Source organism: Pseudomonas sp. GNP014 (genome assembly GCF_054344005.1).
This window is the reverse complement of the sequence record NZ_JBTGUS010000001.1, coordinates 3,471,493-3,485,244: the sequence shown is the minus strand read 5'-3', so window position 1 is coordinate 3,485,244 and position 13,752 is coordinate 3,471,493. Positions and strand designations below refer to the sequence as shown.

At 56.4% G+C, this 13,752-nt stretch carries 14 protein-coding genes and 2 pseudogenes; 5 read left to right on the top strand and 11 right to left on the bottom strand.

Translation table 11 applies throughout. The annotated features are described in order from the left end of the window. Positions 1-16 precede the first annotated feature (16 nt). From rbsD to ACXX9E_RS15555, 7 genes are all read right to left on the bottom strand, one after another. Positions 17-421, bottom strand: a complete 405-nt coding sequence (gene rbsD, locus ACXX9E_RS15585) for a D-ribose pyranase (protein WP_123463360.1) — start codon at positions 419-421, stop codon at positions 17-19. Then, complete coding sequence (gene rbsK / locus ACXX9E_RS15580) at positions 418-1,335, bottom strand: ribokinase (protein ID WP_422495819.1); 918 nt, start codon at positions 1,333-1,335, stop codon at positions 418-420. The genes rbsD and rbsK overlap by 4 nt, the downstream gene beginning before the upstream one ends. 25 nt (positions 1,336-1,360) lie before the next feature. Then, positions 1,361-2,380 (bottom strand): LacI family DNA-binding transcriptional regulator, encoded by a 1,020-nt coding sequence (locus ACXX9E_RS15575; protein WP_123463364.1) that lies wholly within the window; start codon positions 2,378-2,380, stop codon positions 1,361-1,363. A gap of 3 nt (positions 2,381-2,383) precedes the next feature. Then, positions 2,384-3,361, bottom strand: coding sequence for an ABC transporter permease (locus tag ACXX9E_RS15570; protein ID WP_123463366.1), 978 nt, complete (start codon positions 3,359-3,361; stop codon positions 2,384-2,386). Continuing rightward, complete coding sequence (locus ACXX9E_RS15565) at positions 3,358-4,911, bottom strand: sugar ABC transporter ATP-binding protein (protein WP_123463368.1); 1,554 nt, start codon at positions 4,909-4,911, stop codon at positions 3,358-3,360. The genes ACXX9E_RS15570 and ACXX9E_RS15565 overlap by 4 nt, the downstream gene beginning before the upstream one ends. A 56-nt stretch (positions 4,912-4,967) precedes the next feature. Further along, positions 4,968-5,924: a sugar ABC transporter substrate-binding protein gene (locus ACXX9E_RS15560; protein ID WP_123463370.1), complete on the bottom strand. Its 957-nt coding sequence runs from the start codon at positions 5,922-5,924 to the stop codon at positions 4,968-4,970. A gap of 197 nt (positions 5,925-6,121) precedes the next feature. Continuing rightward, complete coding sequence (locus tag ACXX9E_RS15555; RefSeq protein ID WP_458555658.1) at positions 6,122-6,568, bottom strand: hypothetical protein; 447 nt, start codon at positions 6,566-6,568, stop codon at positions 6,122-6,124. Positions 6,569-6,916: 348 nt separating this feature from the next. Between ACXX9E_RS15555 and ACXX9E_RS15550 the strand changes: the two genes are divergently transcribed. The 3 genes from ACXX9E_RS15550 (at position 6,917) to ACXX9E_RS15540 (ending at position 9,172) form a co-directional block, all read left to right on the top strand. Then, positions 6,917-8,005 carry an asparaginase gene (locus ACXX9E_RS15550; protein ID WP_123463374.1) on the top strand — a complete coding sequence of 363 codons (1,089 nt, stop codon included), beginning with the start codon at positions 6,917-6,919 and terminating at the stop codon, positions 8,003-8,005. 200 nt (positions 8,006-8,205) lie between these two features. Next, positions 8,206-8,475, top strand: a complete 270-nt coding sequence (locus ACXX9E_RS15545; RefSeq protein WP_123463376.1) for a DUF1654 domain-containing protein — start codon at positions 8,206-8,208, stop codon at positions 8,473-8,475. Positions 8,476-8,479: 4 nt separating this feature from the next. Next, a complete protein-coding gene (locus ACXX9E_RS15540; protein ID WP_123463378.1) occupies positions 8,480-9,172 on the top strand; it encodes an endonuclease in 693 nt (230 codons plus the stop codon). Between the two features lie 59 nt (positions 9,173-9,231). Here the strand turns inward: ACXX9E_RS15540 and ACXX9E_RS15535 are convergent, their stop codons facing one another. After that, a complete protein-coding gene (locus ACXX9E_RS15535) occupies positions 9,232-9,600 on the bottom strand; it encodes an SPOR domain-containing protein (RefSeq protein ID WP_123463380.1) in 369 nt (122 codons plus the stop codon). Between the two features lie 250 nt (positions 9,601-9,850). Between ACXX9E_RS15535 and csrA the strand changes: the two genes are divergently transcribed. Next, complete coding sequence (csrA, locus tag ACXX9E_RS15530) at positions 9,851-10,045, top strand: carbon storage regulator CsrA (protein ID WP_003179932.1); 195 nt, start codon at positions 9,851-9,853, stop codon at positions 10,043-10,045. Between the two features lie 236 nt (positions 10,046-10,281). Here csrA and ACXX9E_RS15525 read toward each other — a convergent pair whose 3' ends face one another. The 3 genes and pseudogenes from ACXX9E_RS15525 to ACXX9E_RS15515 all read right to left on the bottom strand — a co-directional run bounded on the left by ACXX9E_RS15525 (position 10,282) and on the right by ACXX9E_RS15515 (position 12,405). Then, positions 10,282-10,737: a DUF2214 family protein gene (locus ACXX9E_RS15525; RefSeq protein WP_422495815.1), complete on the bottom strand. Its 456-nt coding sequence runs from the start codon at positions 10,735-10,737 to the stop codon at positions 10,282-10,284. 701 nt (positions 10,738-11,438) lie between these two features. Next, positions 11,439-11,885 (bottom strand): annotated as a pseudogene (locus ACXX9E_RS15520) (lysis protein). Next, positions 11,882-12,405, bottom strand: a pseudogene (locus tag ACXX9E_RS15515) (glycoside hydrolase family 19 protein). Before ACXX9E_RS15515 ends, ACXX9E_RS15520 begins: the two co-directional pseudogenes overlap by 4 nt. Positions 12,406-12,484: 79 nt before the next feature. Here ACXX9E_RS15515 and ACXX9E_RS15510 point away from each other — a divergent pair. Next, positions 12,485-13,633 carry an acyltransferase family protein gene (locus tag ACXX9E_RS15510; RefSeq protein ID WP_458555657.1) on the top strand — a complete coding sequence of 383 codons (1,149 nt, stop codon included), beginning with the start codon at positions 12,485-12,487 and terminating at the stop codon, positions 13,631-13,633. Positions 13,634-13,752: the final 119 nt, after the last annotated feature.

Genomic DNA, 13,752 nt, shown 5'->3' with positions numbered 1-13,752 from the left:
CATTTGAAATTGAAAGTTAGAACGTAACACCGGCCACCAGCACGATGTTGCAGTACGGCTGACATTCGCCTGTACGAACAATCGCCCGAGCCTGTCGGCTAAGAACCTTGAATTGTTCGTGACTGAGCAGATCGCGACGACCCAGCGCCCCCTCTTCATTCAACACATCCAGCGTTGTCAGCGCTGTCGGCTGCTTGTCGAAGATCTCTTTGGCCAGCACATGGCTTTCCACCTGCATCTCGCTGAGCACGATTTTCAGGGTGCTGACGAAATCCGGAACGCCGTGGGTCAGCGCCAGGTCAATCAGCTCGACGCCCGGCGGCACCGGCAGTCCAGCGTCACCGATCACGACCATGTCGCCATGACCCAAAGAGGCAATCAGTCGCGATAACGCGACGTTAAGCAAAGGAGTCTTTTTCATGCGGGTTTGAATGCCTGTACGTCGGACATGCTGGGAATGGAGGGTTGTGCGCCGGCGCGGGTGACCGACAGGGCAGCGGCGATCTGACCGTAACGGATCGCCTCGGCTTCGGACTTGCCGTCGGCCAGGGCAGCGGCAAAACCACCGACAAAGGTGTCGCCTGCCGCTGTGGTATCGACGGCTTTCACCTTCGGTGCCGGGAAGTGTTCGAACCCCTTGCCGTTGGCAAACAGCGAACCTTCGGCGCCGAGGGTAATGATGACTTTACCCGCCCCCATCGCGATCAGGTGGCTGGCAGCCTTTTCTGCCGACTCCCGCGACTCGACCGGCAGACCGCTCAGGGCCGCGGCTTCGCTCTCGTTGGGTATCAGGTAGTCGATGGCCGCGAACCAGTCGGCCGGCAAAGGACGACTGGCCGGCGCAGGGTTGAGGATCACGGTCTTGCCCAGCGTGCGGGCGCGCTTGAGCGCATACCCCACGGTGGCATCCGGGATCTCGAGCTGACAGATAATCACGTCAGCATTCTGCAGAACGGCATCGAAACGATCGATCACCGCAGGCGTCATGGCGCCATTGGCGCCGGCGACGATGACAATCGCGTTCTGACTGTGGTCATCGACCACAATCAATGCCACGCCACTGGAGCCCTCGACCACGCTCACTGCCTGACAATCAATCTGCTCGGCCAGCAAGGCGTCACGCAATTGCACGCCATAGTCGTCATTGCCCACACAGCCGATCATCGCGACCTGCGCGCCCAACCGTGCAGCGGCCACGGCCTGATTGGCCCCCTTGCCACCGGATACGGTGGCAAACGAATGGCCAATCAGCGTTTCACCGCCTCGGGGCAGCCGTGGTGCACGGGTGACCAGATCCATGTTCAGGCTGCCTATTACCACTACATTTGCTGGCATACATCACTACTCGTCAATTCGGTTTTCAGCGGTATTCAGTGAACACGCCAGACAGCGGCGCAGTTGATTCGCGCAGGACAATACTCGGTGTCACGATCCGTTGATCGGTGACCATCTGCGGCGTGGCAATCCTTCGCAGCAAGACCTCGGCGGCCATTTCACCCAGTTGCAGGATCGACTGGCCAACCGTGGTCAATGCCGGATACACATAGCGACTCATCTGGATATCGTCGAAACCGATCACTGACAGTTCACCCGGCACCCGCACGTTGCGCTCGGCGGCCGCGCGCAAGACACCGATGCCGATCATGTCGTTACCGGCAAAAATAGCGCTCGGCGGATCGTTCTCAAGCAGGATGGCCGCCGCGTTATAACCACCGGTACTGGTGAAATCACTCTCCAGCATGCGTGCAGGGCGCACTTCGATGCCCGCCTCTTTCAGCGCCCGGCAATATCCCGCCTGGCGCATCTGCGCCACACTGGTGCTCGCCGGACCTCCGATCGTGGCGATATCGCGATGCCCCAACTCGAGCAAATGGCGGGTTGCAAGATAGGCACCGTATTCATGGTCGATACGCACCAGATCCGCATCCACGCCGTCGAGGCTGCGGTCGACGATCACCATCGGCGTCTTCACGCCGGCCAGCCCCTGCGCGAGACCACTGTCACCGCCCGCCGAGGCAACGATCAAGCCATCAATGCGTTTTTCCAGCAGCACGCGCAAATAACTGCGCTGTTTCTCCGGGTTGTCATCGGAGTTGCACAGGATCACGCAATAGCCGTTACGCTCACAATAATCCTCGATGCCCCGCGCCAGCTCCGCAAAGTAGGGGTTGAGACTGTTCGGCACCAGCAGCCCGATTGTGGCGGTGGTCTTGGCCTTCAGCGAGCGCGCCACGGCACTCGGCACGTAGTCGAGGCTTTTGATCGCCGCTTCGACCTTGAGCCGCACCTCCTGACTGACTGGCCGGGTGTTGTTCACCACATGCGACACGGTGGTGTAGGAAATCCCCGCGAGCGCCGCCACATCCTTGATCGTTGCCATGATTCAGCCCCGGCGAGTTGCACGTTGACTGCGATAAGTATCGAGCACCACCGCGATAACGATCACCGCACCGGTGATGATGCGCTTGGTCGGTTCGGTGGCACCAATCTGCGCCAGACCGGCCGCCAGCACGGAAATGATCAATACACCAAAGAACGTGCTGATCACTGAGCCACGCCCGCCCATCAGACTGGTGCCGCCGATGACCACGGCTGCGATCACCTGCAGCTCAAGCCCCGAACCGGCATTGGGATCCGCGGCTTCCAAACGGGAAATCTGGAAAAGCGCAGCGATACCGGCGAGCAGACCCATCAGGCTGAACACCAGAATCTTGTAAGGCTTTGGATTGATCCCGGCCAGACGCACAGCTTCTTCGTTGGTACCGATGCCGATCAGGTAGCGGCCGAACACTGTGCGCGTCAAAACCGCCTGCGCGATGAAAATCACCAGCAAGGCAATGATGAATGAAGGCGAAATACCGAACGCAATCGGGTTCGACAACCAGGCAAAGGCGTCGCCGATGTAGGCGGTGCGCGACCCCGTCATCTGATACGCCAGGCCCCGGGCCATTTCGAGCACGCCAAGGGAGACGATGAACGAGGGAATCCGCCAAGCCACAGTGATCGAGCCGGTGATGGTGCCGGCCAGTGCCGCCACCGCCATGCCGAGCAACGCCGCCGGCAACACGCTCCAGCCCCAGCCGAGAATGGCCACACTGACGGTCGATGCCGCCAATGCCAGCACCGAGCCGACCGACAGATCGATACCGCCGATGATCAGCACGAACGTCATGCCGACCGCCAGCACCATCAGATCGGGAATCTGGTTGGCCAGGGTACTGAAGGTGTTGTAGGAGAGGAAATGGCTGCTCAGCACCGAGAACAGCGCAATCATCGCCAGCAAGGCACCGGCCAGGCCCAGATAAGTGCCCAGACCGTAAAAATTGCCACTACGTTTGCCGGCAGGAGATGCAGTTTTCATGGAAGATCCCTAGGCGCCGCTTCGTTGAGCAACGCATCACGTTTTTGGTAGCCGGCGAACGCGGCGGCAAGCAAATCATCCTGAGTCCAGCTGTCGCGCTCGAATGTGTCGATCAGGCGGCCCGCCGACAGCACGCCGATCCGGTCGCAGATCAGCATCAATTCACGAAGGTCGCTGGACACCACCACCAACGCTTTGCCCTGACGAGTCAACTCGCCGAGCAAGGCATAGATGTCGAACTTGGCACCGACGTCGATGCCTCGGGTCGGCTCATCGAACAGCAACACCGAACAGTCTCTCTCCAGCCAGCGCCCGATCACGACTTTCTGCTGGTTGCCGCCAGACAGCTCTGACACCAACTGCGCCGGACTCGAACTGCGGATGCGCATGGCATCAATCTGCCGCTGCGCCAGCGAGATTTCGTCGCCGTTGTTGACGAAACCGCCGCTGGAAATCTCCGGCATGTTGCCCAATGCGATGTTGGCGCTGATCGACTGACTGAGCAGCAAGCCTTCGCCCTTGCGATCTTCGGTGATCAACGCTATGCCATGACGCACAGCATCGACAGGCGAACGCACACTCACCGCCCTGGCTGGCGAGCCAAGTGCAATGGTGCCGCTGTCGGCGACGTCGGCACCGAAAATCAACCGCAGCAGCTCGGTGCGCCCTGCCCCGATCAGCCCGGAAATGCCGAAAATCTCGCCGGCACGCACTTCAAACGAAACGTCGCGCACCTTGTCCGAACGAGTCAGACCCTTGACCGTCAATGCCGGCGCGCCGATGTTGCGCTGCCCCATGTCGATGTGCTCACCCAGCTCACGACCGACCATCAACGTGACCAGTTGCTCGCTGTTGTAATTGGCCATCGGCTCGACGCAGACCAGGTTGCCGTCACGCAGCACGGCAATCCGTTGCGCGACCCGCGCCAGCTCTTCGAGGCGGTGGGAAATGTAGATGATCGAGACGCCACGCGCCTGCAACCGGGTGATCTGTTCAAAGAGCATTTCGACTTCGCGCGCGGTCAGCATCGCGGTCGGCTCGTCGAGGATCAATACATGGCAATCGCCAATCAGGTTGCGGGCGATTTCGACCATCTGCTGATGGCCGATGCCCAACTCGCCCACCAGCGTGTCCGGATCAATCGCGTCCAGACCGACCTGCGCCATGGCCTCGATCGCCGCCTTGCGCAATTGCTTGCGGCTGATCCAGCCACCGTTGCTCGGCAGATTATCGAGGAACAGGTTCTCGGCCACCGACAGGGTCGGCAACAGATTGAGTTCTTGCATGACCATGCGCACGCCAAGGTCTTCGGCCTGGGTCCGACTGCCCGGACGATACTCCTTGCCGTGGAACTGCATCTGGCCGGTGGTCGGCGTGACCAGTCCGCCAATGATCTTCGACAGGGTACTTTTTCCGGCACCGTTCTCGCCGGTCAGCGCCAGTACTTCACCGCGCATCAGCGTCAAGTCGATGCCGGTCAGCACCGGTTGCGCATAGGTCTTACCGATACCGCTGACCGAGAGGACAGCGTTCGGGGCGGAAACTGACATAAAAACTCTCCATGCGCTCGCCCGAACGGACGAGCGCCGTTGTGTCGCCGGAAGACTTACTTGGTGACCAGCTCGACCGGCGTTTCAATCACGCCGTTGGCACCGCTGTCGACCTTCTCGCCCTTGATGATTTTCAGCGCAGTCTCGATGCCAAAGACAGCTTGCTTGGCGGCGAACTGATCGGCTGTCGCGAGGACTCGACCGTCCTTCAACATTGGCTTGATCGCATTGATGTTGTCGTAACCCACGACCTGCACCTGACCGGCCTTGCCCGCAGCTCGTACAGCGGAAACCGCACCGACGGCCATGCTGTCGTTGCCGGCCAGCAGCGCTTTGACTTCCGGGTATTCACTGAGGATCGAAGCCGCGACCTTGTTACCCTTGTCGATTTCCCAATCACCGGATTGCAGGGAAACGATCTTGATCTGTGCTGCGTCCATCGCATCCTTGAAGCCAGCAGTCCGCTGCTGGGCGTTGGTGGTCGTGGACACACCTTCGATGATGCCGACTTCGTCGCCCGCCTTCAGTTGCTTGGCCAGGTATTCGCCGACCAGACGTGCACCTTTACGGTTGTCCGGACCTACGAAGGGCACGCTGATGTTTTTGCTTTTAACGATCGCCGGATCGAGCTGATTGTCGATGTTGATCACGGTGATGCCGGCATCGACGGCTTTTTTGATCACCGGAACCATGGCCTTGGAATCGGAAGGCGCAATCACCAGTGCATTGACCTTCGCCAGAATCATTTGCTCGACGATGCGCGTCTGGCCGGCGGTATCGGTTTCGTCCTTGATGCCGTTGGAGATCAGGTCGAAATCGGCGGAATGTTCTTTCTGATAAGCCTTGGCGCCATCTTCCATGGTCAGGAAGAATTCGTTGGCCAGGGACTTCATGACCAGTGCAACTTTAGGTTTTTCCGGGGATTCGGCGAACGCCGAGGAGACAGGTAGTGCGGCGGCTGTGGCAGCCAGCATAGCGACAGCAAGAAGACGTCCAGCGAATGGCAGCTTCATGGGTTCACTCCGATCTTATGATTATTGTGAGCAACGCTTGCGCTGGCGTAAGCTACGTCGCTTCCCTCAGAGGGATTGCCCGCCGGGAAAGCTGCGCAAACGTTTGCGTAGACCGAACTATGCGAACCCTGCCGACATTTGTCAACAATCACACATCAGCATTTGTTGTAGGGCAAATCGCGTGATTCGCCCGCATCTCAGGCAGTAGTACTGATCAGACCGCCGCCGCCGGAATCCTTGGCCAGCTCCTTGATCAGGTTGCCCGAAACTTCCGAAAGAGCGCCGTTGGTATCGGCTATCTGCCCCTGAATCGCCATGACGGCGGTCTGCTTGGCTTCCGGAGTGGGATAACTGGCGGCTTGCGCTGCCGCCAATTGCTGTTGCTGTTCCTGCAACTGCTTTTGCAGCTCCTGCAGGCGCTTGAGCAGCATTTTCACGGCGATACTTTGATTGCTGCCGCTTTCGGCCTTACTGTCTTCCTGTGCGGCGCCACCGGTTCTGACCTGGGTGGCGTCGCCCTCTTTGTCGCCCAGCGACTGGGCGGAGGCTTCGGCAGTCGCGTCGCTCAGAGCATTGATCGTGGCTGCGGATTTGCCGCCGATGGTGACAGCGCTGGCATTTGGAAAACCAACCGAAAGTGACATGCGAACTCCTCAAAAAATAAAGATTCCTTGAAGACGCATCGGCGCGGAGCGCCGTTTCTTTAGCAAAGCCATCGAATCTGCGTCTTGCCCACTGCAGAACAAACGCGATCCTTTCGGCCAGCCGAACGCGCAAGCCGCCAATGTTCGGAAACCCGGATGCAGCGTTGAGCACCACGACACAGCAACGTATAAATTCCTGATTTAAATCATAAGGTTAAACATTTCTCTCAAGCAAAGTACGGATGGTACAAATCCTGCTCCCTCCCCTGTACCCGGGTATCCAGATCGGCCCGGGCGCATCTAGATGAACCTGCATCAAGCACCGTCTCACTACTAGAGAGAAAAATAATGAAATCTGCTTTCAACACTTTGGTTCCGGGCGCATTGGCCCTCCTCCTGCTCCTGCCCACCGCCCTTCAGGCAAAAGAAGTCGAAACCCAGGCCAAGCTTGCCAATGTCGTGGTACTCGCGACCGGCGGCACCATCGCCGGGGCTGGCGCCAGCGCAGCCAACAGCGCCACTTATCAGGCAGCCAAGGTTGGCGTCGAGCAACTGATTGCCGGCATTCCCGAGCTGAGCAAACTGGCCAATGTGCGCGGCGAGCAAGTCATGCAGATTGCTTCGGAAAGCATCACCAACGAAAACCTGTTGCAACTGGGTCGTCGCGTCTCCGAACTGGCTGACAGCAAAGACGTCGACGGCATCGTTATCACCCACGGCACCGACACCCTGGAAGAAACCGCCTACTTCCTGAACCTGGTCGAAAAAACCGACAAGCCGATCATTGTGGTCGGCTCGATGCGTCCGGGCACCGCCATGTCGGCGGACGGCATGCTTAACCTGTATAACGCCGTGGCCGTGGCCAGCAGCAAGGAAGCGCGCGGCAAAGGCGTACTGGTGACCATGAACGATGAAATCCAGTCCGGTCGTGACGTCAGCAAAATGATCAACATCAAGACCGAGGCGTTCAAAAGTGCCTGGGGCCCACTGGGCATGGTGGTCGAAGGCAAATCCTACTGGTTCCGCCTGCCTGCCAAGCGTCACACCATGGATTCGGAATTCGACATCAAAAACATCAAGAGCCTGCCTGACGTAGAAATCGCCTACTCCTACGGCAACGTGTCCGATACCGCCTACAAAGCCCTGGCCCAGTCCGGCGCCAAGGCCATCATCCATGCCGGCACCGGCAACGGCTCGGTGTCCTCTCGCGTCGTGCCAACCCTGCAAGCCCTGCGCAAGGACGGCGTGCAGATCATTCGTTCGTCCCACGTCAATGCCGGCGGTTTCGTCCTGCGTAACGCTGAACAACCTGACGACAAGTACGACTGGGTGGTTGCGCATGACTTGAACCCACAGAAAGCGCGCATCCTGGCAATGGTCGCCTTGACCAAAACCAACGACAGCAAAGAGCTGCAACGGATGTTCTGGGAATATTGATTGACCTTCGCCCGATCCGTTCGTGATCGGGCTCTTTGCTCACCCTTCACCGACCAGGTGGAGGGGGGGCATGCGCGGCAGCCCTCCTGCATTTTCCACACAAATATTTCGGCACACCTCACACCAAAATCGGAAAACGGCTGTCAGAGGATTTTCTTGAATTTTAAGCAGTTGCGAAATTGCCTACAGTTAAATACTGTATGCACGTACAGCTTAATAAGGATAACCTCGTGGCCACCTCTCCTGATGCTCCTGACGCCTACGAACGCATGGGTATGCGCGTTCAGAAAATCATCAATTCTCCGACTGCACAAAAAGCCAAAGCCGCACTGATCTTCCGCCTGCCGGATGAGCCAACGGATGAGTGGGAGCGCCTGCTCGAGGAAATCGACGAGAACGATAACGTCACCCTTGCCTATCGCGATGATGGCGGCGTGCAGATTTTTTGGGTTGTACCGAAGGAAGATTGATTCAATGAGTGTCCGCTGTTTTGCTTTGCTGTTGTTGTTGTTCATCACCATGGGCGCGCAGGCTGGCGCCCCTCGCACATTTACCGAAGCCAAGAAGGTCGCCTGGAAGCTCTATGCGCCGCAATCCACCGAGTTTTATTGCGGGTGTAAATACACCGGCAACAAAGTCGATCTGAAGGCTTGCGGCTACGTACCGCGCAAAAACGCCAAGCGCGCTTCACGTATCGAGTGGGAACACATTGTCCCGGCCTGGGAGTTCGGCCATCAACGCCAATGCTGGCAGGAAGGCGGACGCAAGAACTGTACGCGTTACGACCCTGGCTATCAGAAGGCTGAAGCGGACCTGCACAACCTGGTGCCGAGCATCGGCGAAGTCAATGGCGATCGCAGCAATTTCAGCTACGGCTGGCTGCCAGTGCAGTCCGGCCAGTACGGCTCCTGCCTGACCCAGGTCGACTTCAAGGCGAAGAAGGTCATGCCCCGCCCTTCGATTCGCGGCATGATCGCCCGGACCTACTTCTACATGAGCAAGCAGTACGGCTTGCGCCTGTCGAAACAGGACCGGCAATTGTATGAAGCATGGGACAAGACATATCCGGTGCAAGACTGGGAGCGTCAACGCAACCAGAGCGTGGCCTGCGTAATGGGACGCGGCAACGAATTCGTCGGCCCGGTGAATCTGAAAGCCTGTGGCTGACGGGATGCGCAAATTAAAAAAGGCCGTGAGCATAACGCTCACGGCCTTTTTATTTACGCCTACGGCGCGATCGGGTGCTCGATCACCACCGATTCAATGTTCTGTTTTTTCGCCTTCACCAATGCCGCATCCACTTGCACCTTACGAGCTTCAGCATCGGCCTGGGAGTTGAACGGACCGATCAGAATTCGCGTTTTACCACTGCTGTCCTTGATCACCGTCGGAACGAATGCGTGCTCGATCAACCAGCCACTCAGATCACTGACAGCCTGAGGCGTTTCGCCGCGCACCTCCAGATCCCACTGCGGTGCAGAAGCCGCCGCAGGTGCCGCCGCCACTGCCGCTTTCGGCTTCTGTACGTCTACACTCTTGCCTTCACCACATCCTGCCAATGCCAGTGCCGCGATGACCCAGACCAATTTGCGCACAACACTTTCCTCGGAATTCTCAAAGCGGCGATCTTATCATTCAAAAATACTTCGCGAGCCCCGCAAAATGGGCACAAAACAACGAGATTGATGATTGCAGCCTCTGTATAGTTACGCCCTGGGAATTAATGCCGCATCTGCGCGTCAGAAAGAGGCACCCAAACCGTGAGACTTCGCACTAATCTATACGTACCACCGACCTCTGCACTGTCTGAATCAGGTGCCCTACAAAGCAATCAAGGAGAAGACCATGCTGATACTCACCCGCAAAGTCGGTGAAAGCATAAATATTGGTGATGACATTACGATCACCATCCTCGGTGTTAGCGGCCAACAGGTTCGCATTGGCATCAACGCCCCGAAAAACGTTGCCGTACACCGCGAAGAGATTTATCAGCGCATTCAGGCAGGCCTGACCGCCCCGGACAAGCCACAAACGCCCTGAGCCGCATCGCAAACCCTAGCCAGTTCGTTTACCCGCGCGTAATGACTGGCTAAAGATTCACGCGCCGTATTGCCACCCGCTTCCCACTCCGCTGGGCACGGCGCCTGAAACACAGCACAGCTTCGCCCCGCATCGCCTCGATCTCCCCGCCCTTCTTTCTTTCCGGTCGATACTACCTGTCATTACCAGAACTGACTGTCGGACATTTCCGATAGAGAGCAGGGAATTGCGCCGCCCTAAGCAAATGTCACACCGCGAGCCATGCCAGTGGCCGCAATCATCATCAGCACCATCAGCAGTGCTTCGACGTGACTGATTCGCGCAAACAACTTCGCCCGGCCGGTATCGAGCTCTGCGCCTCGCCCCAAGGCAATACGCCATTTGATCAGGGTGATCATTGGTGCGAGCTCTATCAGCAGAATCAGCACAAACAGCGTCATCTTCAAATGAAACAGCGGCTGATGAAGATAATAGTCAGCGCCCTTTTCGAACCCGCCGAATGCACGCATCCCGCCCGTGATCAGCAAAACCAGCGCAGAAATCCCCCAGAGGCTGTCAGCCAGCAAAACCCGCTTGACCTCCCCCGCGCCCGAGCCCAGGCGCATGAACGCCGTGCCGCGCGCCAGCACCGCCCAGAAGCCCAGAGCAAACGCCAATAGATGAACAGCGGCAAGCAACCAGTGAACCAGCATCGAAACACTCCCGTGACAAGAGTAGGAAATCGGCCAGTCAGTAGTAGTCGAAAAAGCTGCGATCTGCTTGTCGAAGATCGCCACGGGTTGAATAGAGAGGAACAGGAGGAGCGGACGCCAAATCGCAGGCAAAAAAAATCCCAAGCAGCTGATGGAAGCTTGGGATTTAAAAATGCATAAACCGTGGTGGTGAACGCGGGGCGAATATTACTGAATTCCAAGAGGGGCAACAACGTTTTTTTGATAACCGGTTGGTTAAATAAAATCGTAACCCCTTCAATATCCACACAATTTTCAAGGATGACGGCGACCGACGGCGAGCTCGTGACAAGACACTTCAGTAGATCCCGCCTATATAGTAGAGGAAACCTACGACTGGCTCGGCTGCCCTACGCCGCTCGAGACCTGCCGGCATCAACTCGCACTGTACGAAAATGAGTTCGAGGAACTGAACCCCAACCGCGCCAGGAGCGTGAGCGGATATCCAAACTGGTCGAAATACAGGCTGAAGCATGTCCATCAGTGTGATGAAGCAATGCGCAGTCTCCGCAAGAAGGCGGCGAAAACAGCGCGCATCCGCTGCGAACTCTCCCTTCTTGAAATATCCGAGAGAGAGTCGAAACAGGATACCGAGCGTCTGCGCGGGATCCTTGACGGCCTGCCCCCGCAAACGAAGACGATCCATTGATGGTTCTTCAACGTCATTCGAGATGCACGGGCGCCAGATCCCTAACGTAGGCTTGGCACGCTCGCAGCGCAATCAATCACCCTGTCACTGGTGTCGGTGATGACGATAATCCGTTGAGCATGTGCCAGGGCAAGTCTGACTCGTACGGCTGCATGTTCCACGCCGCCGGCGCTGACAGCCGCAGATTAGAAGTGGCAAGGCGATCGCGCAGATAATCCTGGTCACGTTGTGCATCCGTCATTTTCCGGAATTGGTTTTGCTCACTGACCGCCAGCCACTTGCCCTGCTCGGCCTGTTGCGCGGTTGCCGCAGCTTGGGTCAGTTGATTTAGCGTTTCGGCTTGCAGTCGGACCTGCTCGGCCAACTGATGAGCGTAGCGCCACTCCTGAAACTGCCAAGCACTGCCGAAGCCGGCGAGCATCAGCGCCAGCATGCCGATCAACCGCCACGGAACAGTCACGCCAGCACCGCCCGGTATTTTTCCCAAAGCGCCAACCGGTCAACCAAGCCGTTCAGACCGTCTTTGATCCGTCGAGTCATAGTGTTGAACTGGTCTCGATCGGCTAAATCGTTCAACCCATGCTGTTTCCAGAACCACGCCGCCGATATCGCGGCATGCTGCCGCAGCTCGAGCAACTCAGGATGGCTGATCAGGTCGAGGCCCAGCACCTCGTCGCATTTGCCGTAGTTCGCCCGGCCGGTGATTTGAATCAGGCCACCCTCCCCCCCAATACTCCCGAGCGGCCCGTATTGCCTAGGTCTGTGCGCTCCTCATACCTGAGCTGAGCGGCGGTCGGCCTCAGATTTCACGGACGTAGCGCAACTGGCCGGACTCATGCCCGACTTGCACAATGAACACGGCGAGACGCTTCAGGCTGAGGATCCGGTAATGCTGCATGGAAGAGTTCAAGGCGGAAACAAAAACGCCCACATGGCTGCGGGGGGTTCGGAACGATCTGCAGCAACTGCTGCTCGGCGATGGCATTTTGGACTACAAAAAAATCTTGTACTCAATGAACTGCTGGTAGAATCCCGTTCAAAATTTCGCTGGTGGGCACGATGCAACTGTCACAAAAAAAATCTGGGAATATACCGGCACTAACTGGGCTGAGATTCTTCGCAGCTCTAATGGTTTTTTTCTCGCACTTTCCAATTCAAACTGAAAATAAAAAGCTTTTTCTCCTGCAAACATCTGGATTTAATGGCGTAACTTTTTTCTTTGTACTTTCAGGCTTTATAATCGCCTACAATTACCTTGACAGGTTCGAATTAAATCCACTGCAGTCCACGCCACGCTTTTTGCTTTCAAGATTTGCTAGAATATACCCTCTTTACATCGCATTAATAATATTTTCCTGGATGAATTCAGGGGGCTACACACCAATACTCCCATATATCATGGCTACACAAGCATGGAGCGGAGATTTGTTTGTTGCGATGGGCCTTAACAGCCCCTCATGGAGCATTAGCGTTGAGATTTTTCTTTATATTATCTTTCCGATTCTAATCCCAGTCTTTCGAACACTGGGCATTTTGACATCACAAAATAAGCTTATAGCGCTAGCACTTATAATAATCAGCTCTCAAATTGCAATCGCAATCTACTTCTCTATGCCTGAGCGCGCCAGCCTGTTAGCTACTGATCCGGCATCGTCACATCGCTGGCTTTATCGAGGGCCTGCATACAGATCTTTAGATTTTGCGCTAGGGATATTAGCGGCAATTTATTACAAGCGTTTTTTCAAACATAAAACTTCAAGCAGCGGCATATGGAGTTTCGTAACCTACTCTTGTATTGCCTACATATTCACTCTCGCGACATCTTCCACTATTGCTGGCAGTTCATTTAAATGGGATGCAGCATACGCACTCCCATATACCTTGCTAATATTAAGCATTGTTATTTCCAGCAAGACGCAAATAGCAAAATTTCTTTCCGGCAAGAAAATTGTTATGCTTGGCGAGGCCTCTTTCGCGTTTTATCTGATCCACGTACTTCTTGGATCAATGTATATTCGTCACCCTACCGAATCAATGTTCTTCCTAATAGCGCACCAAGCGTTATTTTTAGGTTTTGTGATAAGTGTTTCTGTAGGATTGCACATATGCATTGAAAAGCCTTGCCAAAAAATAATACTGGAACTGTTTCGAAAAAAAGAAGCTCCGTCGAAGATCTCAATCGAAAACCAATCAGCGGCAATTAAGTAAAGGGGGTCAGGCCAAAGATCATCGGTAACTGCAAGGTCTACACGATTGATCGCAATCATGTACATCTACCAAGCTACCAGGCGCCCTCATTCCTCATCGAGAGCCATTTCGAAATCTAC